Raw genomic sequence first — 26887 nt, 5'->3', positions numbered from 1 at the left:
ACGATTTTTCGCCCTTGTCACCTGTAATCAGCTGATTATTAGACTGTTTTGCAAGGCGGCAACGGTAACAAAGGTTTTAAAAATACATGTAGGGAGTCCGTAAACGTTTACGGACTTTTTCTTGATTTTTAACCACCCGTATTCACCTTATTTATTATTTATTAGTACCTTTGCTAGCCAAACGACTAAGATACCATGACTTGACAAAATACTATAGATAGACAAAATAATTAATTAATAACTAAAAACGAGATTTATGAAGTACAAATTTTTACGCATGTCGCTTATATGTGCTTTTGCCTTCCTATTTGGTGGAGTTGCATTGGGAGCATTGATGGCTAATGAAGGGACGAAACTGATAGACTTCCCCTCTACAGACACAGGCATTACTGCCAATGGTACAACAACAAAAGGAACTGTAAGTGAATTAACCGTATTTACGTTGAAAAACGGCTATACAGGTAACAATGCTGGCAACAATATCAGCCTTACTTTCGAGGGAGGTTTCAAGAAAGGAGACGTTATTACTGTTGCAGGTTTCGTTAACAAAGCAGAAAAGCGCGCTACCGTCGTATTATTCAGTGCACCTGCAACTAATAGCACAGAAATCAACAAAATCAAAACATTTGAAGATTTTGTTAACTTTGCTGACAATAAGACTGCAGCAGATATTACGGAACAAAGCTACACGCTTGAAAGTGACTATGACGCACTCTATCTTGGTCGCGATGGAGGAACAAACTGTAATGTCTCTATTATCAAGGTTGTCCGCCCTTCTGCTACTGGTGACGAGGGTGGTGGCGGTGAGCCTACTTCAACTTTCCGCGATATTAAACTGAACCTGATAGAGCACTCAGAAGTCTTAACGGGAAATCCTGTCTATATCACTGTGACTGAGGAGGGCAACATCGGTACCACACAGAATGCCGACGAGGCTGCTGCCACCGTCCAGGGTAGTGTACACGGTTCTTACGGTTCATCGAACTTCACGGCTGACGTACCCGTCGAGGGCTGTGTGAAGATCACCTATGCCACCCACGATTACGGCAACGACATCGTTGTAACCAATGATGCAGGCGAAGAGGTTGCCAAATTCAACACACAGGGTGCCAAGTGGATGAGTGACCCCAACAACGTGGTAGTTGCCTACTATCGCAACAATACTCCCACTACCCTGCACTTCAGCAAGGCAAACTATAACCCATACTTCGCCGTAGAGGCTATCGACGAGAAAGACCTGCCTGCAGAGACGACCAAATACAATGTCACCTTTGCGGCTGGCGAGGGCGTAGAAGGCACTGTTCCTGCTGCTTTAGAGATTGAGTCCGGCAACAAGTTCACTGCCCCGATTAACTACACCTTATATAAGGAAGGTTGCACGCTCATCGGATGGGAGTCGGGCAATGCCGTCTATCTGCCTGGTCAGGAAGTTGCTCCTGAGGCCGATATGACCTTGACGGCAAAGTTTGCTGAGAATGAGGTGAACCTTGCTGACCGCACGGATGCCGTTACCATCAACTACAATCTAAGTGGCTACAACGATTATCCCAAATACAAGTTCGAAGGCTCCAAAGGCTTCATTGTTACGCAGGCAACTGTTAACGGCAAGAGCATTGACGTGAAAGCTGACGTTGACGCCACCAGCGGCAAGTTCGCCCATAACGGAAGTGGATGGCATCAGGTGAATACTGGCACGAAGGTGACTGTTCCCTCTTGCAAGGATGCTACCTTTGCCGTAACCACTTACGATAACGCAGCCTCTGTCAATTTCAACGGTGCAGCAGGAACGGCAGACGGCAATACCGCTAAGTTTACCACTACCGCCAATGATGCAACTCTTGAAATCTCACAGGTTAGCAACAACTATTGGAATGCATTAACTGTTACCCTGCCCGTAACCAGTGGTGAAGAGCCTGCCGGTACATTCCGTGACATCAAGGTGAACCTGACGGATGCCAGTTGGGCAGACAAGATCAGCACTGGTGGTGCACCATCCACTGTAAACATGACAGTCAAGGATGACGGTACTACTGTTATTGCAGAAGACGGCGATCCCGTTGCCGCTACGCTGATTGGCTACTGGCACGGAACGACCTATGGCTGGCAGAAATTCAAGGCCGATGTTCCCGTGGAAGGATATGTCAAGATCACCTATGGTGCCAATGACTATGGAAGTGAAGTCATTGTTACTAACGATGAAGGTGAGACTGTAGCATCATTAGACAACAAGAACACTACAGGTAAGTGGTCGGCATCCAATCCTGACCAGCTCACTGTCACAGCATACTATGCCAGCGACAAAGCAACAACCCTTCACTTCAGTGAATGCGCATACGTCGGCTACTTTGCCGTAGAGAAGATGACAGCAGACGAGATTGCAGAACTTAACAGCAAGTTTAACGTCACCTATTACAACACTGATGGAACAGAACTCGGCAAACAGGAAGTGCAGAGCAACAAACCTATCGGAGAGTTCAAATATGGTGTTGCAGATGTCACTGTTGCCGAGGGTAAAGCCTTCCGTGGCTGGTTTGCTACAGCAGAAGGCGGCAAGAAATACAAGGAGACAGACATCGTGACAGCAGACCTCAATCTCTATGCAGTAGCTACCAAGATAGAGGTTGCCGACAACAGCTCTATTTACAACTATGCCCTCTCCGACCAATACTTCTACATGGAAGACCATGAGTGTATCGAGTCTGTCGGATCAGGCTACTGGCATGACGGTACCCATGGCTGGGCATTCGCAAAAGGCGACAAGTTGAACCTGAAGGTTGGCGGTGATGCTAAGATTATCGTTGGTTCATGCTTCTATTCTGGTGGCAACGACATCACTGTTACTGACGCTGGAGGCACAGAGGTCGCCAAGGTCTCTGACAAGTCAAGCGAGCAGTCCAAGGACGGTGAAGAGCACGAATTTGAATATGTTGGCGAAGCAACGACGCTGACCCTGACCTTCGCCGGTACGGCATACGTCCATAAAATCAGCATCCAGAACCACAGCAAGAATCCAGATGCCGGTTTTGTAGCTGAGAAGGAGCTGTATGCTACTGACTTCACAGAGTGGACAGAGGTTGACCGAAAGAGCAACAACGAGACTCCGACCACCAATACTGTCAAGACGAAATGGAGTCATGAGAATCTGACATTCACACTTTGCGGTGTCGGTGCTTATCCTAAGGGAGAGTCCAACGGTATCGGAAAGGGTTACAACCACTATATTATGTCAGCCAAGTATACGAGCGAGGTAAGCACTACCGAGCCTTACGTGGAGACCACAACCCTGGCTTCTGTTACAAAGATCAGGTTCTATCAGTTTGCCACTGGCAGCAATCGCGGTTGGAAGATCCTTGCAAAGGGAGACGGCGATAACGACTGGGAGGTTGTTTACAACACACCTATTGCCAAGCAGGCTGGCGAAGAAGTCAATGTAACCATCAACAAGACGAACTGTCAGTTGCGCTTCGTCAACTTCAACAATTCCCAGAACTCCTACATGACAGAGTTGCACATCTATGGAAGCGTTGACTTGACCGACACCCCATTGTTAGGCTCCTTCAAGGCTAACGGTGAGACCTATGTGGCTGAGGATCTCTTCGACGAGGATGACAAGGGTAATCTGGTGGGTGAGATCGAGATTCCATCATCAGCCCCGATGATCAGTGCAGACAACCCATTGGAAGACATTGTCGTCGAGAACGGAACTCTTGGTGACGTGACTTATGCCGCATCAACGGTTGATCCAACAGAGACAGTGGTGACCATCAAGGTCGTCAAAGGCGATAATACAACCACATACCTTGTAAATGCTGTATGGAAGCCTCTCTTTACCATCACTTATTATGACGTGAACGGTGAGGTTATCGACACCCAGCAAGCAGAAAAGGACGCTAAGATTGGCGAACTTAATTCTGGTGTGAATGTGACTGTTGCCGAGGGCAACAAGTTCCGTGGCTGGTGCTTCAGCAAGGACGGTGGTGAAAAGGCAACCACAGAGACCATTGTCACTGGTGACTTGGCACTCTATGCACTGGTAACAGATATTGAGGGCGATGATCCTCATGAGCGAAACGCATATAACCTGAAGGACAAGTTCTTCTATGTCGAGGACCACGAGGCATTCGTTCCTACCTCTGCCTACAGTTACAACGGCAGTCAGCACGGACTGGACATCAAGCCGGGAAGTGTCAAGCTGAAGGTTAGCGGCAATGCTACCATCCTCATTGAGGCTTGTAAATACAACAAGAGTGCCATGGTACTGAAAGATTCTAAGGGTAATGAGATTGGCACCGTAGCAATCCCGGAAACCGACGGAACTGTCAGCCAACTGAAATACACGGGTGCTGCAGACGAGCTCGAACTGAGTTTTGCTGACGAGATCTACCTCCACTCACTGACCATCATCAATACTGGCGATGGTGATATCACCAAGAACGAACAAGGCTATTATGTAGCTGAGGCAGGCAGTGCTGATAGCTTCTGGAATATCCTCGACCTCATTAAACTGAATGAGGACGGTACACAGCCTGTCATCATCTTCCTGCCAGACGGCACTTACGATCTGGGCAAGAGTGTTGAGATTGAGATTCCTATCAACAACCTGTCCATCGTTGGTCAGTCAATGGAAAATACCATCATCGTGACGACACCGGATGTTTCCAAGGAAGGATTGGGCTCCGCAGACCTCTTCTATAATAAGAAGAATAACCTCTATTTGCAAGACCTGACTTTGCAGAATGCTCTTGACTACTACAATGCCGGTAGCGCCGGACGTGCCGCTGTCCTACAGGATGCCGGTAACCACACCGTCGGAAAGAATGTACGTATGCTCTCCTATCAGGACACCTACTATAGCCAGAACAGCAATCAGAAGGCTTACTGGGAGACGTGCGACATCCACGGAACGGTGGACTTCATCTGCGGTGGCGGTGACATTCGTTTCCAAAACACCACTATTTCATTGGAAAAGCGTCAGGTATCAACAGATCCAGACAAAGATGGAAAGGGTAGCCGTACTATTGTAGCTCCTACCACCACCACAAGCTTCGGTTACGTATTCGACGGCTGTAAGATTGTTGACCTCGCTGAAGGAAAGGGTGACTGGAACTTCGGTCGTACTTGGCAAAACCAGCCGATATGCGTCTACCTAAATACAACACTTGACGATAACAGTGCCAAAACTATTATCTCAAAACGCTGGATTGAGAAAGGTATGAACAATACCGATCCTAAGGTCTTCGGTGAGTTCGGAACGATGGACGCTACAGGCACAGGCATTACTCCTTCCAGCAACAAGATCACGTCATATGGCGGACAGTTTGAGACGATTCTCACTGCCGAACAGGCTGCAAACTATTCGTTCAACAAGATGTTCGCAGACTGGAATCCAACAGCTATAGTTGCTCAGGCAGAAGCACCAGAGGCAACTTATGTTAACGGAAATGTGACGTGGGGGGCATCTGCTAATTCTTCACGTACAGCAACAAGCAGTGAACCTTCCGCATTCGCCATTTTCAAGAATGGCGAACTCGTCAGCGGCATTCTCGGCACTGATGTCACAAGCTACGCTATTGACATTGACACAGAGACTGACATTCTCGAGATCCGTGCCGCCAATGGTCGTGGCGGATTCGGCGAAGCCAAGGTCGTCACCATTGCTACGGGTATCAGCGAAATCAAGGCAGAAGAGAAGATTGACTGGGACAATCAGGTTGTCTACGACCTGAACGGTCGCCGTGTGAAGCAGACCTCAAAGGGTGTGTTCATCATTAACGGCAATAAAGTCATCATCAAGTAAGACCACACCTTATTAATAATATATAGTAGCGGCTGTTTTCCCACACAGGGAAGACAGCCGTTATTATTTGTGTTAAAATGCGATTTTCCGTAAACGTTTGCAGGAAAAAGTGATAAGATTATTTTGCAGTTTTAAGATTTATTTGTAAATTTGCACCATAATCATAAAAATATTTTTATTAATTTCTTAAAACTACTAATTTTATGTCTGTTAAATTTAAGAGTATGCGAATTGCGCTTACACTTACATTCCTACTTATCGTGGGTAGTTTGTCAGCGCAGACCGTACAGGTCAACGTGAAAGATGCGACAGGCGAGGCAGTTATTGGTGCCAGCGTTATCGAACAGGGTACGCAGAATGGCGGTGTAACTGACTTCGACGGTAATTTCACTATCAAGTTAACGGCTGGAAAGCCAATCGTTATCTCATACATTGGTATGAAGACCCAGACAATCAATGCCAAAGGCAAATCTTCCCTTAACATCGTACTGGAAGAGGATGCTACCACGCTGAACGACGTGGTTGTCATTGGTTACGGTTCTGTTCGTAAGAAGGACTTGACCGGATCTGTTGCTACTGTCAACAGCGAGGCTTTGCAGGCTGTGCCTGTAGCCAACGCTTCTGAGGCACTGACTGGTAAGATGGCTGGTGTGCAGGTAACGACAACCGAAGGTTCTCCTGATGCAGAAGTCAAAATCCGCGTTCGTGGTGGTGGTTCTATCACCCAGTCGAACGACCCTCTTTACATCGTAGACGGATTCCCTGTTGACGGTATCAGCGACATCCCTGCCAACGATATCGAGGATATCACCGTTCTGAAGGATGCTTCTTCTACCGCTATCTATGGTAGCCGTGGTGCTAATGGTGTTATCCTGGTAACCACTAAGAGTGGTAAGGAAGGTAAGACCAAGGTGAGCTATAATATGTACTATAGCTGGAAGAAAGTAGCCAAGAAGATGGACGTGCTCAATCCTTACGACTATGCTAAGTGGCAGTATGAATTGGCTCTGTTGAAGAACAACAACGATCCTTCCAAGATTTCCTCTTATACCGATTATTTCGGAAACTATGAGGATATGGATCTCTATCAGGGCATCGCTGGTAACGACTGGCAGGATCTGAGCTTCGGACGCACAGGTCACACCTTCAACCACAACATCAACATCAATGGTGGTACTGATAACATTAAATATGCGTTCAGCTATGCTCACATGAATGACAAGGCTATCTTGGTCGGTTCTTCTTTCAAGCGTGACAACTTCAGTCTGAAACTGAACACGAAGCCTTCAAAGAAAACCACTCTCGATTTGCAGGCTCGTTATGCTATCACTGATGTCTATGGTGGTGGTGCTAACGATGCAGCAGGTGCATACGACAGTGACAAACGTCTGAAGTACTCTGTTATCTACACCCCGATTCCATTGGCAAACCTCGACCCAACTGCTGGTTCTTCCGATGATGATCTGGGTAACCTCTACAACCCATTGGTTGCTTATAGCGACAGTGACCAGAAGACTAAACGTAAGAACCTGAATATCGCAGGTAGCTTCGGTTGGGAGATCTTTGACAATTTCAAAGTAAAGACTGAGTTCGGTTACGATGATTACACTAACTACAACCAGCGCTTCTGGGGTCTGACACAGTATTATATTAAGAATGTGCCTCTGGGTGATGACCAGAATAAGCCTGCCATCCGTATCACCGATACGAAGCGTCATCGTTTCCGCAACACGAATACTGTCAGCTACGACTTCAAGAAGATTTTGAAGAATGAGGATCATAGCCTCAACGTACTGCTTGGTCATGAGTATGTCATTACCAAGAAGCATATTAACATGGACGAGGTACACGGATTCCCTGTAGACTATGATGCAGCAACAGCTTGGAAGCTGACCTCTCAGGGTCACCCCTACACCATTGACGATTCATACAGTGCTGATGACAAGCTGCTCTCTTACTTCGGACGTGTTAACTACAACTACAAGGATCGTTATTTATTGGCTGCTACATTCCGTGCGGATGGTAGCTCAAAGTTCGGCGATGGCAACCGCTGGGGTTACTTCCCCTCTGTAGCTCTCGCATGGCGTATCTCTTCTGAGCCTTTCATGAAGGGTACTGAGAAATGGCTGGATGACTTGAAACTTCGCGTCAGCTATGGTACTGCTGGTAACAACAACATTCCTGTTGGACAGCTTGTTCAGCTGTATCAGAATAAGGCTACTACCTGGGTAAACGGCATCTCTAACTACTGGGCACCCTCTAAGACAATGGCAAACGCTGACCTGAAATGGGAGACGACCATTACCCGTAACATTGGTTTGGACTTCACCCTCTTCGGTGGTAAGTTAAGCGGTACCCTTGATGCCTACATCAACACCACCAAGGATCTGCTCATTGAATTCCCTGTACAGGGTACTGGTTATGACACACAGTATCGTAACCTCGGTAAGACCCAGAACAAGGGTATCGAGTTCTCCTTCACTTATCATATCGTGAACAAGAAAGACTGGGGTATTGACTTCAGTGGCAACATCAACTTCAATAAGAACGAGGTGAAGGATCTGGGTATCATGAATGACTTCGGTAAGAATACTGCGTGGGCATCTACTGAGATTGGTAACGACTACTGGATTTCTGTTGGAAACCCACTTGGACAGATTCAAGGATATGTCAGCGACGGCCGCTATGAGGTTTCTGACTTTGAGAGCTACGATGCAGCAACCAACACATGGAAACTTAAAGAGGGTGTTGCTAATGCTTCTGACGTAGTAGGCGCTGTTCGTCCTGGTATGATGAAGATTAAGAACTTGGTAGATCCTGTTGATGCAGATGGTAATGTAGACCCCACTAAAGCAAACAGAATCGGTGCAGAGGATATCACTATTATCGGTGATGTAAACCCGACAGCATTTGGTGGATTCAACATCAATGCACGTGCCTATGGCTTTGACTTTGCCGCAGCTTTCAACTATAGCCTTGGCAATAAGGTTTACAATGCCAACAAGATTGAATACACTCAAACAAGTAAATATCAGTATCGTAACATGATTGATATCATGGCTGACGGTAAACGCTGGACCAACCTGGATCCTGCCACAGGTTTGCTTACTACTGATATGGCACGTTTGGCTGAGTTGAATGCAAACACCACCATGTGGTCACCTTACACAGACCGTATGGTGCTGACTGACTGGGCTATTGAGGGAGCTTCCTTCTTGCGTCTGAACACCCTGACATTAGGATATACACTGCCCGCATCGTTGACTAAGCGAGTAGGCATCAGCAGTCTGCGCTTCTATGTAACTGGTTACAACTTGTGGACCATCACTGGTTACTCAGGTTTCGACCCAGAGTCTGACTGTATTCGTAAGAACGCCCTCACACCGAGCGTTGACTACTCTGGTTATCCACGTAGCCGCTCGTTCGTATTAGGTCTGAATCTGAATTTCTAAACTGAAGGAGGACATAAACAATGAAGAACTATATTAAATTATCATTTTTATCACTGTCGCTCGTTGCTGTAACCTCGTGCGAACTAGAATCACCCAGTATTTCCGCACTTGATGCCTCATCAGTATTTGGCACCTATTCATTGGCAGAGGCTGAGGTGATGTCAATACACGTCTCCTTTGGTGAGACGAACTCTTACCGTGGACGTTTCCTGCCCTATTATGGTGTGAACACCGATGTAGAGGTTGGTAACTCACCCGAACTCTCAAAAGCTACTGAAGACAAGCAAAGTCTGTGGAACTATAACACATTGCCTAACAATGGTCAGATGAATACCGATAACAATGCCTATGCAAAGTTCTATGAGGGTATTGAGCGTGCAAACCTGGCTATTGAAGGACTGCGTCAGTATGGTGACATCGAGAATAAGCCTGATATGGCTCAGTTGCTGGGTGAGGCACTTACTCTGCGTGCTGTCATCTATAATGACTTGATTAAAGCATGGGGTGACGTTCCTGCTCGTTTCGTTCCCAACGGTCCTGATAACGTTTATCTTCCCCGTACTAACCGTGATGTCATTTACAAGCAGCTCCTTGCTGATTTGAAAGAAGCAGAGGACTATTGCTACTGGCCCAACGAGAATAAGATTACACAGAGCACAGAGCGTATAAGCAAGGCATTTGTAAAAGGTTTACGTGCTCGCCTCGCCCTCTATGCCGGTGGCTATGGACTGCGTGGTGACGGCTATCGCCGCTCTAAGGATCCTGAACTGGCTCCCAGCTTGATGTACCAAATTGCCAAGGAAGAGTGTTTGGATATCATTAATCAGGGATGCAATACTTTAGGTTCTTTCAAAGAGAACTTCATCAAGCTTTGTGAGGATAACGTAACCGCTGGCGGTGAGAGCCTTTGGGAGATTCCTTTCTCTGAGGGTCGTGGACGTGTTCTTTACACATGGGGTGTAAAACACCAGGCTAAGGACCAGTATACACAACAGGCTCAAGGTGGTGTGAATGGACCTATTGCTACACTGTATTATGACTATGACGAGGACGATATCCGTCGTGATATCACCTGTGTACCCTATGAGTGGAGTAAGGACCTCGTTAACGGAAAGGCTCATGTCCAGCTCCGTGCTCAGAACAAGTGGTGCTTTGGAAAACTGCGTTACGAGTGGATGAAGCGTATCGTTACTTCTACGAATGACGATGGTGTCAACTGGCAGTATATGCGTCTTGCCGACGTTTACCTGATGGCTGCTGAGGCTGTCAATGAGTTGGATGGTCCTTCTGCTGCATGGCAGTATATGAAGCCTGTCCTCAGCCGTGTTCTTCCTGCTGCAAAGGTTTCTGCCCTGCAATCAGAGTATACAGCCAACAAGGCTGCTTTCTTCAAGGGTATTGTTGACCAACGTGGCTTTGAGTTTGCCGGTGAGGCTCTCCGTAAGTGTGACCTCGTCCGTTGGGGTAACATAGATGTCAAGATGGCTGAGGCTGTAGCTAAACTGCAGAATCTGCAGAAGCGTGAAGGTGTCTATGCCGGCTATCCTGATAAGGTATATATCAACAACTCTGAGGATAAAGACAAAATTGAGATATACGGTCTGAATAAGGGAGAGGATGACCCTGATGTCATAAAAGAACTCAAAGATGCCGGATGGGATTCCAAGAACTGGTTTGAAAGCACTAGTGGATATGTACTGACAGACGACTATATCAACGGTCTCTACGTGGTTACCCCCAGCACTCATTGTCTGTGGCCTATTTGGCAAACATTCATTGATGCCAGCAACAACATGCTGAACAATGACGGTGTCTATGGTCAGCTGTCTGATTAATATTGAAATATAACAAGCATAAAAAATGAAGACATTAAAAAATATATTAGGACTCGGTCTTGTAGCACTGACGCTCACCGCATGTAGCGACGTTGCTGACGAGATTACCGAACTGACACTTGGACGTAACTTGTCTCCTATTGACATCGAAGCCAAGAACGTCAATGAGACAACAGCCAACTTGCAATGGAAGGCTGTTGAAGGTGCTGTTTCATACAAAATTGAGGTCTTTGCTGACGACAGTCTGACATTCGAAGGTACACCCGAGCAGACACTCACTAGTGAGACCAACTCAATTTCATTGAGCAAACTTAACTTCGATACGAAGTATTCTGCTCGTGTACAGGCTATCAATGAGAATGAAACACGTAATTCCAAATTCCATGGAGTTTACTTCAGAACCAGTGCCAAGCAGTTCCTGAAGAATCCCCAGCCCACAGACATTACCGACCGTAGCGTTACCCTGACTTGGGAAGTAGAAGAAGGCTTCGACGTAGAAACAATCGTCATTGGTAACATCACTTATACCATCACGGAAAAGGATAAAATTGCTGGACAGGCAACTGTTGGAGAACTAAGTCCAGAAACCACCTATACAGCATACCTGTACTATAAAGGTAAGCAGTGTGGAAACCGCAACTTCACCACTATCGCCGACCTCGAGGGTACTATACAGGTTCATCCTGAAGATGATTTCACAACTCTCCTTAAAGAGGCTAAAGCTGGTGAAGTCTTTACACTATTCCCAGGTACTTACATGCTGAACCTAAACGAAGAAACAGGTAAGACCAGTCAGGTTGAGATTACTCAGAGCATCACCATTAAGGGTATCTATCCAACTGCGCTTCCCGTCATTCAGGGTCGTTTCGGATTCAAAGAAGGTGCCTCACTTACTTTGAATCAGGTTAAACTTGATGGTAGTAACAACAGCTCAACTGACCAGGCTTTCGTCTACAAGAACACTGGAGACTTCGGTGCACTGACCGTCACGAATTCCACCATCATGAACTATGAGAAGGGTGTACTCTACAATAATACCGATGGAATAACCATTGAGAAGGTTATATTCGACAAATGTATATTCGAGAATATCGTATGTACAAATGACATGTTCGATGTCCGTAAGGTATGGATTGGAGAATTTACTGTCTCAAACAGCACCATCTTCAAGAGTTGCGCTAATCGTAGTATGATTCGTTTCGACAATGGCAGTGCTTCCTATCCCGGTAAGGCTGATCCTGTTGTTAAACTTGAGAACTGCACCATCGACGGTGTTGAGACTGCCGCTTTTGGAACCAGCAACATGAACGGATTAACCTATGTCCGCTATGCTGGTCATAAGATTTTGGTGTCCAACAACCTGATAACCAACTCTACGGGTGGCTGCTATAGTAGGAACGCTAATACGAATAATCCTACGTTTGCAAACAACTACTACTACAACTGTGGAGAGACATTCTTCAAAAATCTCGCAACTGACGGCTCTGAACTTCCCGCAGATGCCAGTGGCAAGAATGGTGAGGATCCTAAATACAAGGATGCTGAAAAAGGGGATTTCACTATTACCAACGAGACGGTAAGCAAACTGAAGGTGGGTGACCCACGCTGGTATACAGCTCAGTAATCCATCCCCTACGCTATAACTCAAACGGGCAGACATGCAGATTGTCTGCCCGTTTGTTTTTATGGCAATAATATTTGGTAGTTTAGGGAAAAGGTTGTAAATTTGCAGCAAGAAGTTATAAATTCATATGATTATGACAAGAGAAGAAACTATCAGTGCTTTAAAAAAAGCCATAGAGAATAAGAAATCTGCGCTTAAACGTACAGAGGAAAGATGGATACAAGAAGGTATTAAAGGTAAAGTTGTTGCTTTATGATATTCTTCTCTTTACCACGTATTTTGAATCAATCACCTTATGAGATTATTCTCTCTGAAGGTGATTTCCTTTTTCAGACAGAGAGGGGTATACGATATGAAATCAGTTTTATCAAAGAAGATATTGTATTTGGCAATTGTGATACATATCAATTCATTATTCGTAAATTAGATGAAGCCAGTTCTACTTACGACCCTAAGGTAAAAGATACCATATTTGCTATTATCAATGAGTTCTTCCTGTCTAATCAACAAATATTGCTTTATATCTGCGATACTTCAGACGGAAAAGAGGACAGCAGAAACAGACTTTTTCTCCATTGGTTTGAAAAATACGCAGAAGAAGGGAAATATACAATAAAGACAGCACACGCTATTGTAGAGGGCGAAACCATATATACTGCTATTATTGTAGAAAATACTAACCCAAAACTGGATGCTATCATTCAAGATTTTGATTTAACCGCAAAATCTCTCACAGAGAAGCCGGAGTAATCCATCCCCTACTCTATAACAACAATGGGCGGACACGACAATGTCCGCCCATTGGTTTTTTATCAAAATATTTGCAAATTATCCAAAAAGAGCGTATCTTTGCGAAAACAAACTATTATGATGCATAAGATAATTTTAATGATGACCATTCTCTGTGGTTGTCTAAATGCTACCGCAGAGAACTATCCCTACCGCAATGACTACCTGTGGTTAACAGTTCCCGATCATGCAGACTGGATTTACAAGACAGGTGAGAAAGCAAAGGTGGAGGTGACACTTTGTAAATACGGCATTCCGCAGAACACCGAGATCAGTTATGAGATCGGACCAGATGAGATGCCTGCCACCAGCACTGGGAAGGTACAACTGAAGAATGGTCGTGCAATTATTGATATGGGCACCTTGAAGAAACCCGGCTTTTTGGATCTTCGTCTGAAAGCCACAATAGACGGCAAACAGACAGAGCATCATGTGAAAGTAGGTTTCTCACCTGAGCAGTTAAAGCCCTACACTAAAAACCCTAACGATTTTGACGCATTCTGGAAACAGACGATTGAGACTGCACGACAAACACCCGTATCTGTTACCAAAGAAACAATTAATAAGTTTTCTGACGATGAGGTTATCTGCCAACTTGTGAAGATTCGCATTGACAACCGACACTCTATCTATGGCTATCTGACGATGCCTCGCAAAGCCGGCAAATACCCTGTCGTACTTACTCCACCAGGAGCAGGAATCAAGACAATCAAGAACCATGACGACAAATATACACGTGCAGGACTTATCCGTCTGGAGATGGAGATACATGGTTTGAATCCGAATATGACTGAAGAGCAGTTTAAAGAGATAACCTCCGCTTTTGACCATGAGAATGGTTACTTAATGAACGGACTTGATGACCGTGACAACTACTATATGAAACATGTCTATGTCGCTTGTGTCCGTGCCATAGACTTCCTTACCTCTCTACCAGAATGGGATGGACGTAATGTCGCAGTACAGGGTGGCAGCCAAGGTGGTGCCCTCTCACTCATCACCGCTGGTCTTGATGAACGTGTAACCACATGTGTGGCTAATCACCCAGCCCTTAGTGACATGGCTGGCTATCTGGACAACCGTGCTGGAGGTTATCCTCATTTCAACCGTACTAATAAGATGCTTACTCCAGAGAAGGTGCAGACCATGGCATATTATGATGTGGTAAATTTCGCCCGTCGCATCACCTGTCCAGTATATCTGACTTGGGGTTATAATGACAATGTCTGTCCACCAACCACCAGTTATATAGTATGGAATCTGATTACTGCCCCCAAAGACGCCCTTATCACTCCTATCAATGAGCATTGGACATCCACAGACACAAATAACTATCAAATAATTTGGATAAAAAAACATCTAAAATAAGACTTAATATGAAAAAACAATTGCTATTCTCCCTTCTAATAATAGGAATAAACTCTGTTAGTGCACAGATGCTGCCTTACCAGAATCCGCAACTTAGTGCGGAGGAACGTGCGGAGGATCTTTTAGGGCGACTGACGTTAGAGGAAAAGACGAAACTAATGATGGATGTGTCACCAGCTATTCCTCGACTGGGTATCCCTGAGTTTCACTGGTGGAGTGAGGCATTACATGGCGTAGGACGTAATGGAATCGCCACTGTTTTCCCTATCACGATGGGAATGGCTGCCACCTTTAATGACTATTTAGTATATCAAGCTTTCACCGCCGTCAGTGATGAGGCACGTGCCAAAAATACTGAAGCAAGGAAGAAAAACGAGATAAGACGCTACAGGGGCTTATCTTTCTGGACGCCTAACATCAACATTTTCCGTGATCCACGCTGGGGGCGCGGACAGGAGACTTATGGAGAAGACCCATACCTGACCAGTCGGATGGGACTTGCTGTGGTGAATGGCTTGCAAGGGCAAGAGTTTTCCGGGAGTTCTCGGAGTACTCAAAAATACAAGAAACTGTTTGCATGCGCCAAGCACTTTGCTGTACATAGCGGTCCGGAATGGAATCGTCATGAATTCAATATTGAGAAATTACCTGAGCGTGATCTTTGGGAAACCTACCTACCCGCTTTCAAAACACTGGTAAAGGAAGGGGATGTCAAAGAGATTATGTGCGCTTACCAAGCCATCGACGGGGAGCCCTGTTGTGGAAACACCCGTTACCTACAACGAATCCTGCGAGAAGAATGGGGTTTCCAAGGTATCGTGACAAGTGACTGCGGTGCCATTGACGACTTCTACAAACCAGGTCGTCACCATTTTGTGAATACGAAAGAAGATGCTGCCTCACGAGCCGTCATTGCGGGAACAGACGTGGAGTGTGGTGGCGTATATCAGTCTTTACCCGAGGCTGTAAGAACTGGTAAGATCTCTGAGCAACAGTTGAACACCTCGTTACTTCGTCTGCTGATAGGACGCTTTGAACTCGGCGACTTCGATCCGGACGAGATGGTGGAGTGGACAAAGATACCGATAAGTGTTGTAGCCTGCAAAGAACATAAAGAGATAGCGCTTGATGCCGCACGACAAAGCATTGTGCTATTAAAAAATAATGGGATATTACCTTTGAAAACCAAACAGCCGAAAGTTGTCGTCATGGGACCAAATGCCAATGACTCTACCATGATGTGGGGAAACTATAACGGTCAGCCTACTCAGACAATCACCATCCTGCAGGGTATACGCCAATACTTGCCTCATGTACCTTTCGTACAAGGATGTACATGGACCAAGAAGGAAGTTCCGACAAGCATGTTCAACCAAGTTTTTACTGACGACGGACGACCTGGACTACAAGCCAACTATTGGAATAATGAACGAATGGAAGGATTACCTGCCATGGCGATTCGTCTTACAGAGCCAATCCATTTGGACAATGGAGGAAATACAGCTTTTGCCCCTGGAGTTAACCTTGAGCATTTCACGGCTCGATACGAAGGTGTGTTCCGCCCGCAACAAGATGGTGAAGTCACTTTCAATATGCTTAATGACGACCATTTAATGCTGGTGTTCAATGGAGACACACTGCTCAACCGTACAAACAAGCACGGTGTCCGTGATGCTCATCTGACCTATAAGGTTAAGGCTGGCAATAGTTATCCTTTGCAACTTGTCTATATACAATATACAGGACATGCCATGCTTCAATTTGATATCAATATGATTGATCAGTCCCCTGTAGCACTCTCCCCTCTCACTGCTCCACAATCACCTCTAAAAGATGCGGATATTGTCATCTTTGTTGGAGGAATCTCTCCACGTCTAGAGGGTGAGGAGATGAAAGTCAGTGAAGATGGTTTCAAGGGTGGTGATCGCACCAATATAGAATTGCCACAGGTGCAGCATGAGTGGCTTTCCAACCTTAAGAAAGCAGGAAAACGCATTATCTATGTCAACTGCTCCGGCTCTGCTATCGCACTGACACCAGAAGATACTTTTGTTGATGCTATTGTGCAGGCTTGGTATGGTGGAGAGAAAGGTGGAAAGGCTGTGGCTGACGTACTTTTCGGCACCTACAACCCCTGTGGTAAGCTGCCTATCACTTTCTATAAGAATGTGAACGACCTGCCCGACTTCCTTGACTACCGGATGACGAACCGTACCTACCGATATTTTAAAGGAGACCCCCTCTACCCTTTCGGCTATGGACTGAGCTATACGACTTTTGAGATTGACAATCCTGAGTATATATATAATAAGGTACGCGTGAGGGTCAAGAATACTGGAAAGAAAGAGGGTACAGAAGTCGTACAGGTCTATATGCGTAGTTTGGCAGACACAGAAGGACCGCTGAAGACCTTACGAGCCTATGAGCGTGTCAACCTGAAGGCTGGAGAGAGCAAGGTCGTAGAGATTGATTTCCCTCGTGACCGTTTTGAGGGTTGGGATGCTGAAACCAACACCATGCGAGTTGTTCCTGGTAAGTATGAACTGATGGTAGGTTCGTCAAGTGCAGACAAAGACCTACAAAGAATTACGGTCAACATCCAATAAAAAAAAGAAATCCTCTCTGAACGGAGAGGATTTCTTTTTAATCGCTTATTTCTTAGGTTCTGCCTCCGTCTTGGATGCAGCCTTCTTAGCAGGAGCTTTTTTGGCAGGAGCCTTCTTTGCCGCAGGCTTCTTGGTCTCAGCTTTCTTTGCCGGTTTCTCCTCTTCAGGAGCCTCATACTTGGCAAGACGAGCCTTCAGGCGAGTAATCTCCTCATCCTTATACTCAATCTCGTCACCCTGGTTACGGATGGTGGTAAGCAGTGCATTCAACTCATCGTTCTCAATCTCCTGCGGATAAAGTGCATTCACCCTGTTGATGAAGTCACCAAGGATATTCATATAGTTGGTGAAAGCATCGAACGGTCCGCTATAGATACCACGATCCAAACCAACATTAGAAGCCTTGGTAGTCATGAAACGGAAGTTATTGGAAGCCTGCAGATAGTCCCAGTCCTGATTGATACGGGGGTCGTCAGCAATACGCAGACGGTCGGCCACACTGTATAGCTTATTGAATGCCTCACGCTGCATGGCATTACCCAACCAGCATGAACAGTCACGCTCCTCATCCACCCATGAGAGGGTATCAGGTACGTCAATCTGACCAACGCTCTTCACCTTCATGCAGATCTCCGTAGGAGTAGAGAAAGTGATGCCTTTCTCCTTCGCACAAGCAGGCAGTGCCTTCAGGAAGTCGAGGATATTACTGGACAACGGCTGGGCGATACCCAGTGCCGACAGTTCCATGAAGATATTGATAATCTGCTCTTCCTCTGGCAGACGGGCGATACGGTCGATATAGGTATCTGCAAACAAGGGATAGCCAGCCCAGTCACTGTTGTTGAAACGCAAAGAGATATCATCAGACAACTCCACGTCACGCAGCAACAACTTCAGGTTTGGAGCGATGTTACAGTTGTATACATAATGAGGTGATTTCCATCCCAGTACATGCTTGGCACCTTCTGTCAGCATTCCCTTGAAGCCCATGGCAGCAACCTGTCCACCAATATCATCACTGTATATCAGAGAAGAGTTACGGAGGACTGTCGGTTTCTTGCCAAAGTATTCCTCCATTTTCTTACACTGTTTCTTAACATCCAATGCAAAGGTCTCCTCATTAGCAAGTGATGACAAGCCATGAGAGTAAGGCTCCGCGAGGAACTCCACACACCCCGTGTTGTTCAGTTCCTGTAACTTTTCCAACACCTGTGGAGCATGCATTTCCAACTGCTCGATACCTACGCCCGACAATGAGAAGGCAACCTTAAAGTCCTTACCATTTTCACGAATCATATCGCCGATGGTATTCAGGGCTGGCATATAGCTGCGCTCTGCGATGTCGCTGATACTACGCTCGTTCTCATAATCATCATAATAATAATGATCGGTACCGATATCGAAGAAACGATAACGCTTCAGATGAATAATCTGATGTATCTCAAAATATAAACAAATTGTTTTCATATCTTTTCTTTTATTTGTTATTAATTATAGTTCCTATAGTGCCTATAGTTCCTATAGATTACTGTTCCCAACCAAGGGTTCTCTTATAGAGGGTGGCAATCCATGCGCCCACTTTCTCCCAGGTAATCTGGTCAACCTCCTTCTTTCCTTCTTCCTTGAGATATTGGAAGAGAGAGTCGTTAGCACAGATACTGTAAATGGCATCAGCAAGTGCGTGGATATCCCAATAGTCTACCTTAATACAGTTGTTGAGGATCTCGGCACAACCAGACTGTTTAGAGATAATAGACGGAGTACCACACTGCATCGCTTCCAAAGGAGAGATACCGAATGGCTCAGACACAGACGGCATCACATAGACATCAGAATCCTTCAGGCATTCATAAACCTGTTTGCCACGCATAAAGCCTGGGAAATGGAAACGGTCTGCGATACCACGCTCAGCAGCAAGATGAATCATCGCATTCATCATATCACCGGAGCCTGCCATACAGAAACGAACGTTATGAGTACGACGAATCACCATATTGGCAGCCTCCACAAAGTACTCAGGTCCCTTCTGCATCGTAATACGACCCAAGAAAGTCACTACCTTATCCTTACCAGTATGGTCTGGACGAGGAATTGCCTGATACTCTTCCGGCAATGGGTAAACAGCATTATGTACCGTGAAGCACTTCCGTGGATCCTGATGATACTGGTGGATGACAGTCTGACGTGTCAGTTCTGACACACACATAATACAGTCAGCCCAGTCCATACCGTTCTTCTCTATCGAGTAAACCGTTGGGTTCACCTTACCACGAGAGCGGTCAAAGTCTGTAGCATGCACATGGATACAGAGCGGTTTCCCACTTACTTGCTTAGCATGAATACCAGCAGGGTAAGTCAACCAGTCATGGGCGTGGATAATATCGAAGTCAAAGGTACGAGCCACCACACCTGCGATAATGGAGTAGTTATTAATCTCCTCATGCAGATTACCGGGATAGCCACCAGCGAATTCCATCGCACCCAGGTCATTGACGTGCATATAGTTAAAGTCAGCATAGATATGGTCGCGCAACTTAAAATACAAATCCGGGTCCATGATATTACCCACACGATCACGAACATAATCGTAGCTGACATCACGCCATGTAATAGGCACGGCATTCATAGCGACGATATTACAAGCGTTCCGCTCTTCGTCACCAAAAGGTTTCGGCAGACAGAGCGTGATATCCATATCACCCTGAGCATGCAAGCCCTGAGAGATACCATAGTTAGCGGTAGCGAGTCCACCGAACACGTGAGGAGGATACTCCCATCCAAACATTAACACTTTCATAGTCTTCTCCTCCTATTTTACTTTTGATAAGTATATTTCTCCAACAGTTTCAACGTACGCAGGATCTCAGCGACATTCATGGCAAATGCCATAGCGCCACGTCCATGGAATGGCGGGTTACCGTCGAACAGCTCACTGATGGTTCCCAGTGCGTGATAGTTGATCTCATCCTCGTAGCCTACCATCTGACGCTCCACAAAACTCAAACGTGTGCGCTTGTAAATCTTCAGACAGGCCTCCATATAGAATCCACCGAGCCAGGGCCATGCTGTACCCTGATGGTATGCATAGTCACGCTGAGTCTGCGGACCGACATACATCGGGTTGTAACCACCACTCTTCGGAGACAGTGAGCGAAGTCCCTTCGGTGTCAGCAACTCACGGGTGCAGACATCCAAAACGCTCTTCTTCTGTTCCTGTGACAATGGAGAATAGTCAAAGGCTACAGGGAAGATCATATTCGGACGAACACTCCAGTCCATCATATTGCCATCTACATAGTCAAGCAGATAGCCATATTCGTTGAGGAAAGTATCCACGAACGACACCTTGCAAGTCTCAGAACGTTCCTCCAGTTTCGCTGCGAATTTCTTATCGCCGAACTCCTCTTCCAAGGAAGCGCAGAACTTCAGGGCGTTATACCACAAGGCATTGAACTCTACGATATAGCCAGAACGGGGGACGACAGGATGACCGTTAGCGGTGGAGTTCATCCATGTGATCGCCTTGTCGCGACCATTCGCATAAAGCAGTCCGTTATCATCCAGACGCATCGTTGGATTACCACCCTTGATGACATACTCTACGATATCACGGACTAGTTTTCCATACATCTTATACCCCTTTTCCTTTCCGGCATCCTTGGTATATTGCTGGATAGCCCAGATTGCCCACAGAGGAACATCCGGATGCTCTATCTCGTAGATCTTCACACTGAGAGGTTTGTCCTCCATAAACTCACGGAGCCCCTTCTCTGCCGTCTTCATCACATGCTCGAAATAGTCCTGCTCACCAATAGCGAGAGTCAAGCCTGGCAATGCGATAAACGTATCACGGGCACGTGCCTTGAACCAAGGATAACCTGCCAGCAGGTAACGATCATCACTGTCGTCAAGCTCTTCTGCGGAACTGCCACTACGACGATCGCGGAAGTGGAACTGATGGGCTGCGGCAACCAGACAGTGATAGAAGTTATCACGAGGCTGACGTACATCAATCTCCTTTTGGAACAGACTCTTCAGGCTATTACTCTTAATTTCCTTCGTAGAAGCGGCAAAGATGATACTCTCACCCTTCTTGATGGACACTTCAAAATAGCCTGGAACATAAAGATCCTCATTAGAGGCATAACCACGCTCCTGCTCTTTCGGATACTCCACGCCACGATACCAATCTGGCTGGAATACGAACTCGTTTTTCTTATTGAACTGCATGTAGAGGTCTGGATAACCAGCATACATACAGGTCTTGATACCATTATCCACCTCATGATACTCACGAGATGCCGTTGAATTCTCATGCGTAAACTGCCTTACAGAGCGGAAGGCGAGGAACGGACGGAATCGCAACGTCGTAGCGGAATGAGCATCCTCCAAGGTATAACGAATCAAGATACGATCCTCATAACACTGGAAGATAGTCTCCCTCTTTAATAACACGCCACCAACACGATAAAGTGTAGTAGGCACCACATCACAAGTAAACTCCCGGATGTACTTGTGACCTTTCGGGCTGAAATTGTTTCCCTGATATTTATGGAGTCCGAGATTAAACTCAGCGCCGTGCTGAATTACCGTACAGTCAAGCGATGACAAGAGCACATGATTCTCATCATCAAGTTCTGGAACGGGAACAACGAGCAAACCATGATACTTACGCGTATTGCAGTCGACAAGCGTTGAACTGCTATAGGCACCAGAACGGTTTGTCCGAAGTAATTCACGACGGAGGGACTCCTCCAGGTTAGTCATTACAGCTTTTTCTAATCGCAAATAACTCATAGTTCCTATTTTAAGGTTTTCGTTTTAGATTTGTTTTCAATTCCCAAAAGTACACAATTTCACTGTGACTACAAAATAAAAAGAGTTTTTTTTTGTAAAAACCTTTGTTTTTTATGTGAAGTGGAAGATTCTTTACAACAAAAGCATTGTCAGTTTAGCCTTTTTTATTACTTTTGCACCGCTAATGATAGTTGACACCTTATGTTCATAGTAGGAAAAGATACAGAAAAGGACCAGATTAGACAAGCGATGAAAGACCTTTGGGAACTTCTCACAGAGGAGCAGCAACTTTTCTTGATGAAACACGTCTCATTGGAGAGATTCAAGAAGAGTGAATTCATCTATCACGAGAAGGAAACCCCTGAACACCTTTTCTGTCTTGTCAAGGGCAAAGTAAAAATCTTTAAGGAAGGAATAGGTGGTCGTCCACAGATTGTACGCATGGCAAAGCCACAGGGTTTCTTCGGCTATCGCGCAGGCTTTGTCGGTGACCACTACAGCACATCCTCCGCCGCTTTTGATACGGCAACGGTCTGCCAGATCCCGCTCCCTGTCATCAAGACGATTATCCGGGACAACAATGATGTTGCCATTTACTTTATCAAGCAACTGGCGAGCCTGTTAGGTCATGCGGACGAACAGACCGTCAATCTCACTCAAAAGCATATCCGGGGACGACTCGCCGAGGCATTGCTCCGACTGAAGAACAAATATGGTACAGAGGAAGATGGCAAGACATTATCCATCTGTCTGAGTCGTGAAGACCTTGCCAACCTTTCGAACATGACGACGAGCAACGCCATTCGCACCCTCTCCGCTTTTGCCTCAGAAGAGCTGATCTCCATTGACGGCAAAAGTATCATCTTACTTGACGAGCCCAAGTTATTGAAAATCTCCAAGAACGGTTAATCTGGGATCAGGAATTGAATGACTTCCTGCTCCACGTCTATATAGTATGCCCCGACGGGAGTACCCATCAGTCTGCCGTCAATACTCACCAAGGCATGCTTCGCCTCTTCTATCCTCACCTCACGGGTTCGGTAGGGATGCACACTACGATGGTTAAGGAAGCGTCCCGTTAACAACAGCCACAGACCGGCAAAGACTTGCAAAAGTCCTGTATGATAGACCACAGACACGTCGAGGAGTCCGTTATAGGGGACAGCATTAGGAGTCTGTCCGTATCCCGGTCCGCTTCCCACACACATCGTCATCACCTTACGGTTGATGACATCAGAATTGATCTTCACATTCATCTTATAGTCCATACGGTGAAAGATCATCAGGAAGACAGAGACGATAAAGGACAAGGTACGCGACCCCAGCATCGAACGGGTCTGTCGTCGCATATTCATCACATCAGCGATCAATCCGACATTAACACAATTCAGGAAATAACGGTTACATTTCTCTCCTTTCTTATTGGTATAACGTATACATCCCAAGTCAACAGGACGGACACGACGCTTTATCAGCCAGTCGACCGTCTGTTCCATATTACCCTCCTTGAAATCCCAGTAGCGGGCGAAGTCGTTCATCACACCATTGGGAATCACTCCCAAGGCAATGGTGTCACGAACCTGTTTCTCCACCTGCATCAGACAGTTGACAGCATCGTTCAAGGCAGAGTCCCCCCCCATCACGATAATCGTCTTATAGCCATTATGTATCAGCATCAACATCAACCGTTCCACACTGTCCGAAGTCTCACTCTGCACAAAGTCATATTGGACATGACGCTCATCCAACACCGCTTGGATTTTCTCACGTTGCTTACTGGATCGTCCCTTGGGACAATATAAGATACCCCATCTTGTCTCTTCTACTGCCATAGTGCTAATATCTCCTTCACTTTATCATCCATCGGCTGCATCGCATCAATCCAATGAATTTTGAAACCACGACGCTCCATTCCCCTGAACCATGTCATCTGTCGCTTGGCAAACTGATGAATGGCTATCTCCAGATGTTGGAACATCTCGTCATAGGTTGTATTACCGATAATATATTCAGTCACAAATTTATATTCCAGTCCATAATAGAGCAGGTCCTCTGACGGGATTCCTTCTGCCAGTAATGCCTTGACCTCATCAATCATCCCCTCCTCCAGTCGCGCTTTCAGTCGTCGGCTGATTTTCTCACGGCGCTGCTCCCTGTCGATATGGACACCGACAATGAGTGAGTCAACAGGAGGCAGTTCCCTCCTGGGCATGGGATGTTCCAGGTTATAAGTCTCGATCTCTATGGCTCGGATAGCACGCTGACAGGAGTCCACATCCGTCTTGTTATGCATATTAGAACCGTTTTTCTCCTTCAGCTCCACTAACATTTCTGTCAACTCCTCCAACGATTTGCTTTCCAGACGTTGGCGCAACTCAGGATTCTGAGGGACCGGTGATAGTTTATAACCTTTCAATACCGCCTCTATATAAAGCCCTGTACCCCCACAGAGGATGGGGACCACCCCACGACGGCAGATATCCTGATAGGCATCATAGAAATCCTGCTGATATTGGAAGAGGTTGTATTTCGTACCAGGCTCACAGATGTCAATCAGATGATAGGGGATCTTTACTATTTCATCTTTAATCTTTAATATATAATCTCCCAAATCCTTTCCCGTACCGATGTCCATACGACGATACACCTGACGGGAGTCCGCGGAGATAATCTCTCCACCAACCTTCTCCGCCAGTGCCGCCGCCAATGGAGTCTTACCACTGGCTGTAGGACCAAGTATGGTGATCATCTGCTTTGCCATCATGACTGTTTATGCATCGGCAAAGACCTTGCCGTCAGCAAGTCTTACCTCCAACTGATTATACTCACAATGGAAATCATTCTGCAACCGTTGCAGATACCTCTTACACTCCCACTTACACATCGGCAAGTCATGGAGCAGATAGTTACCACAAGTCTCTGGGGTGGTAGCGGGTACCTCATCCTGTGTCAGTATCCATTCCAAGCATTGGATTGTCAACTCCCTCATGTCAAGGACATTATAATCACCCGTCATAACGATATACATACCCGTCATACAGCCCATCGGACCGACATACACCACATCGTCTTTCACCTGTGAGTTGCGAAACCATGTCGCCATCAGATGCTCGATACTATGCATGGCGGCAGGCGCCACTGCCGGTTCCTTGTTCGGTTCCGTGATACGGAGGTCGAAGGTCCTGAACCGTTTGTCATCCCTTGAGAGATAGATACCTGGTTTCAAACGAGTGTGGTCAATAGTAAAACTCTGAATAACTTCCATCTGTTTTGTTTTTTGGTTCTGTGTGCAAAAATACATAAAAAAAGCCGTCCGACAAAATCGGACAGCTTTTATTTTCAATTGTCAATTATCAATTGCGATTATTTCAGTTGACTTCGTCGACGCAGATACGCGACTCGGCATACTGAAAGCGAGCTTTCGTCTGCTCTCGCTGCTTATTTGAGTTCTGCGAGGTACTTGATAGTACGAACCATCTGAGAAGTGTAAGAGTTCTCATTGTCGTACCAAGCAACAACCTGTACGAGAGAGTTACCGTCACCCATCTTAGAAACCATGGTCTGGTTAGCGTCGAAGAGTGAACCGAACTTCATACCGATGATATCGCTTGAAACAAGCTTCTCCTCAGTGTAACCGAAGCTCTCGTTGGTAGCAGCCTTCATAGCAGCGTTGATACCCTCAACAGTAACCTCACCCTTAACAACAGCGTGCAGGATAGTGGTAGAACCTGTAGGAGTTGGAACGCGCTGAGCAGCACCGATCAGCTTACCGTTCAGCTCAGGAATAACCAGACCGATAGCCTTAGCAGCACCAGTTGAGTTAGGAACGATGTTCTGAGCACCAGCACGTGCACGCTGAACATCACCCTTGCGCTGAGGACCGTCCAGGATCATCTGGTCACCAGTGTAAGCGTGAACAGTTGTCATGATACCGCTCTGGATAGGAGCGAAGTCGTTCAGAGCCTTTGTCATAGGAGCCAGACAGTTAGTGGTGCAAGAAGCTGCAGAGATAACGGTGTCAGCAGGAGTCAAAGTCTTGTGGTTAACGTTGTATACGATAGTAGGCAGATCGTTACCAGCAGGAGCAGAGATAACAACCTTCTTGGCACCAGCGGTCAGGTGAGCAGAAGCCTTCTCCTTAGAAGTATAGAAACCTGTGCACTCCAGGACAACGTCTACGTCCAGCTTACCCCAAGGCAGCTCAGCAGCGTTAGGAACAGCATAGATAGTGATCTCCTTACCATCAACGATGATAGAGTTCTCTGTGCAGTCTACAGTGTGCTTGTTCTCACCGAACTTGCCACAGAAACCACCCTGAGCGGTGTCATACTTCAACAGATGAGCAAGCATCTTTGGGCTTGTCAAGTCGTTGATAGCTACTACCTCATAACCTTCAGCCTCGAACATCTGACGGAATGCGAGGCGACCGATACGGCCGAAACCGTTAATTGCTACTTTTGTCATTTTTACTTAATTATTTAAAGGGTTTATTAAAATTTTTTCCTTTTTCGGGCACAAAGTTACGAAAAAATATCTATATTTGCACTTGATTTGTATCTTAATTAAGATTAAAGATTTGACATTAAACATTAAAAATGAGATAAATCAAGGACGATAGT

Annotated in this window: 16 protein-coding genes; 9 read left to right on the top strand and 7 right to left on the bottom strand. The window is 46.1% G+C overall.

What is annotated here, in order from left to right; genetic code table 11:
• Positions 1-256 precede the first annotated feature (256 nt).
• The 8 genes from BM257_RS02205 to xyl3A all read left to right on the top strand — a co-directional run bounded on the left by BM257_RS02205 (position 257) and on the right by xyl3A (position 17471).
• Positions 257-5797 (top strand): pectinesterase family protein, encoded by a 5541-nt coding sequence (locus BM257_RS02205; protein WP_092067820.1) that lies wholly within the window; start codon positions 257-259, stop codon positions 5795-5797.
• Between the two features lie 203 nt (positions 5798-6000).
• Positions 6001-9249: a SusC/RagA family TonB-linked outer membrane protein gene (locus BM257_RS02200; protein WP_092067818.1), complete on the top strand. Its 3249-nt coding sequence runs from the start codon at positions 6001-6003 to the stop codon at positions 9247-9249.
• Between the two features lie 20 nt (positions 9250-9269).
• The gene (locus BM257_RS02195; protein WP_092067816.1) at positions 9270-11084 is read left to right on the top strand and encodes a RagB/SusD family nutrient uptake outer membrane protein; all 1815 of its coding nucleotides are present in this window, start codon (positions 9270-9272) and stop codon (positions 11082-11084) included.
• A 25-nt stretch (positions 11085-11109) separates the two neighbouring features.
• Complete coding sequence (locus BM257_RS02190) at positions 11110-12708, top strand: DUF4957 domain-containing protein (protein WP_092067814.1); 1599 nt, start codon at positions 11110-11112, stop codon at positions 12706-12708.
• Between the two features lie 133 nt (positions 12709-12841).
• Positions 12842-12964, top strand: coding sequence for a hypothetical protein (locus BM257_RS15075; protein WP_255405443.1), 123 nt, complete (start codon positions 12842-12844; stop codon positions 12962-12964).
• Positions 12961-13458, top strand: a complete 498-nt coding sequence (locus BM257_RS02185; RefSeq protein WP_092067812.1) for a DUF6169 family protein — start codon at positions 12961-12963, stop codon at positions 13456-13458. Before BM257_RS15075 ends, BM257_RS02185 begins: the two co-directional genes overlap by 4 nt.
• 120 nt (positions 13459-13578) lie before the next feature.
• Positions 13579-14865 (top strand): acetylxylan esterase, encoded by a 1287-nt coding sequence (locus tag BM257_RS02180; RefSeq protein ID WP_092068414.1) that lies wholly within the window; start codon positions 13579-13581, stop codon positions 14863-14865.
• 8 nt (positions 14866-14873) lie between these two features.
• The gene (gene xyl3A / locus BM257_RS02175) at positions 14874-17471 is read left to right on the top strand and encodes a xylan 1,4-beta-xylosidase (RefSeq protein ID WP_092067810.1); all 2598 of its coding nucleotides are present in this window, start codon (positions 14874-14876) and stop codon (positions 17469-17471) included.
• Positions 17472-17516: 45 nt separating this feature from the next.
• Here xyl3A and BM257_RS02170 read toward each other — a convergent pair whose 3' ends face one another.
• From BM257_RS02170 to BM257_RS02160, 3 genes are read right to left on the bottom strand one after another with little or no spacing between them, the layout of a single operon-like run.
• A complete protein-coding gene (locus BM257_RS02170; protein WP_092067808.1) occupies positions 17517-18938 on the bottom strand; it encodes a glycoside hydrolase family 57 protein in 1422 nt (473 codons plus the stop codon).
• Between the two features lie 58 nt (positions 18939-18996).
• Positions 18997-20268, bottom strand: a complete 1272-nt coding sequence (locus BM257_RS02165; protein ID WP_092067806.1) for a glycosyltransferase family 4 protein — start codon at positions 20266-20268, stop codon at positions 18997-18999.
• A gap of 17 nt (positions 20269-20285) precedes the next feature.
• Positions 20286-22268 (bottom strand): glycogen debranching enzyme N-terminal domain-containing protein, encoded by a 1983-nt coding sequence (locus tag BM257_RS02160; RefSeq protein WP_177215985.1) that lies wholly within the window; start codon positions 22266-22268, stop codon positions 20286-20288.
• Between the two features lie 207 nt (positions 22269-22475).
• On the opposite strand from BM257_RS02160, the gene BM257_RS02155 reads away from it, so the two are divergent.
• On the top strand, positions 22476-23177 hold the full coding sequence (locus tag BM257_RS02155; RefSeq protein WP_369821297.1) for a Crp/Fnr family transcriptional regulator: 702 nt from the start codon (positions 22476-22478) through the stop codon (positions 23175-23177).
• Here BM257_RS02155 and BM257_RS02150 read toward each other — a convergent pair.
• The 4 genes from BM257_RS02150 to gap form a co-directional block, all read right to left on the bottom strand.
• A complete protein-coding gene (locus BM257_RS02150; RefSeq protein WP_092067800.1) occupies positions 23174-24100 on the bottom strand; it encodes a diacylglycerol/lipid kinase family protein in 927 nt (308 codons plus the stop codon). The genes BM257_RS02155 and BM257_RS02150 overlap by 4 nt on opposite strands.
• Positions 24091-25029, bottom strand: a complete 939-nt coding sequence (gene miaA, locus BM257_RS02145) for a tRNA (adenosine(37)-N6)-dimethylallyltransferase MiaA (RefSeq protein ID WP_092067798.1) — start codon at positions 25027-25029, stop codon at positions 24091-24093. Before miaA ends, BM257_RS02150 begins: the two co-directional genes overlap by 10 nt.
• 9 nt (positions 25030-25038) lie before the next feature.
• Positions 25039-25533 (bottom strand): S-ribosylhomocysteine lyase, encoded by a 495-nt coding sequence (locus BM257_RS02140; protein ID WP_092067796.1) that lies wholly within the window; start codon positions 25531-25533, stop codon positions 25039-25041.
• Positions 25534-25706: 173 nt separating this feature from the next.
• Complete coding sequence (gap, locus tag BM257_RS02135) at positions 25707-26732, bottom strand: type I glyceraldehyde-3-phosphate dehydrogenase (protein ID WP_092067794.1); 1026 nt, start codon at positions 26730-26732, stop codon at positions 25707-25709.
• Between the last annotated feature and the right edge of the window lie 155 nt (positions 26733-26887).

Origin of the sequence: Prevotella sp. tf2-5, from assembly GCF_900115435.1 — a bacterium.
Lineage (GTDB): Bacteria > Bacteroidota > Bacteroidia > Bacteroidales > Bacteroidaceae > Prevotella.
The sequence above is the reverse complement of the archived record's forward strand: the minus strand, read 5'-3'. Positions and strand labels throughout refer to the sequence as shown.

What these genes read in the sequence shown, in the direction of transcription:
- BM257_RS02190 (WP_092067814.1), top strand. Translation starts at nt 11,110, where the DNA reads ATGAAGACATTAAAAAATATATTAGGACTCGGTCTTGTAGCACTGACG.
- BM257_RS02170 (WP_092067808.1), bottom strand. Translation starts at nt 18,938, where the DNA reads ATGAAAACAATTTGTTTATATTTTGAGATACATCAGATTATTCATCTG.
- BM257_RS02140 (WP_092067796.1), bottom strand. Translation starts at nt 25,533, where the DNA reads ATGGAAGTTATTCAGAGTTTTACTATTGACCACACTCGTTTGAAACCA.
- BM257_RS02150 (WP_092067800.1), bottom strand. Translation starts at nt 24,100, where the DNA reads ATGGCAGTAGAAGAGACAAGATGGGGTATCTTATATTGTCCCAAGGGA.
- BM257_RS15075 (WP_255405443.1), top strand. Translation starts at nt 12,842, where the DNA reads ATGACAAGAGAAGAAACTATCAGTGCTTTAAAAAAAGCCATAGAGAAT.
- BM257_RS02160 (WP_177215985.1), bottom strand. Translation starts at nt 22,268, where the DNA reads ATGAGTTATTTGCGATTAGAAAAAGCTGTAATGACTAACCTGGAGGAG.
- miaA (WP_092067798.1), bottom strand. Translation starts at nt 25,029, where the DNA reads ATGGCAAAGCAGATGATCACCATACTTGGTCCTACAGCCAGTGGTAAG.
- xyl3A (WP_092067810.1), top strand. Translation starts at nt 14,874, where the DNA reads ATGAAAAAACAATTGCTATTCTCCCTTCTAATAATAGGAATAAACTCT.
- gap (WP_092067794.1), bottom strand. Translation starts at nt 26,732, where the DNA reads ATGACAAAAGTAGCAATTAACGGTTTCGGCCGTATCGGTCGCCTCGCA.
- BM257_RS02180 (WP_092068414.1), top strand. Translation starts at nt 13,579, where the DNA reads ATGCATAAGATAATTTTAATGATGACCATTCTCTGTGGTTGTCTAAAT.
- BM257_RS02185 (WP_092067812.1), top strand. Translation starts at nt 12,961, where the DNA reads ATGATATTCTTCTCTTTACCACGTATTTTGAATCAATCACCTTATGAG.
- BM257_RS02205 (WP_092067820.1), top strand. Translation starts at nt 257, where the DNA reads ATGAAGTACAAATTTTTACGCATGTCGCTTATATGTGCTTTTGCCTTC.
- BM257_RS02195 (WP_092067816.1), top strand. Translation starts at nt 9,270, where the DNA reads ATGAAGAACTATATTAAATTATCATTTTTATCACTGTCGCTCGTTGCT.
- BM257_RS02200 (WP_092067818.1), top strand. Translation starts at nt 6,001, where the DNA reads ATGTCTGTTAAATTTAAGAGTATGCGAATTGCGCTTACACTTACATTC.
- BM257_RS02165 (WP_092067806.1), bottom strand. Translation starts at nt 20,268, where the DNA reads ATGAAAGTGTTAATGTTTGGATGGGAGTATCCTCCTCACGTGTTCGGT.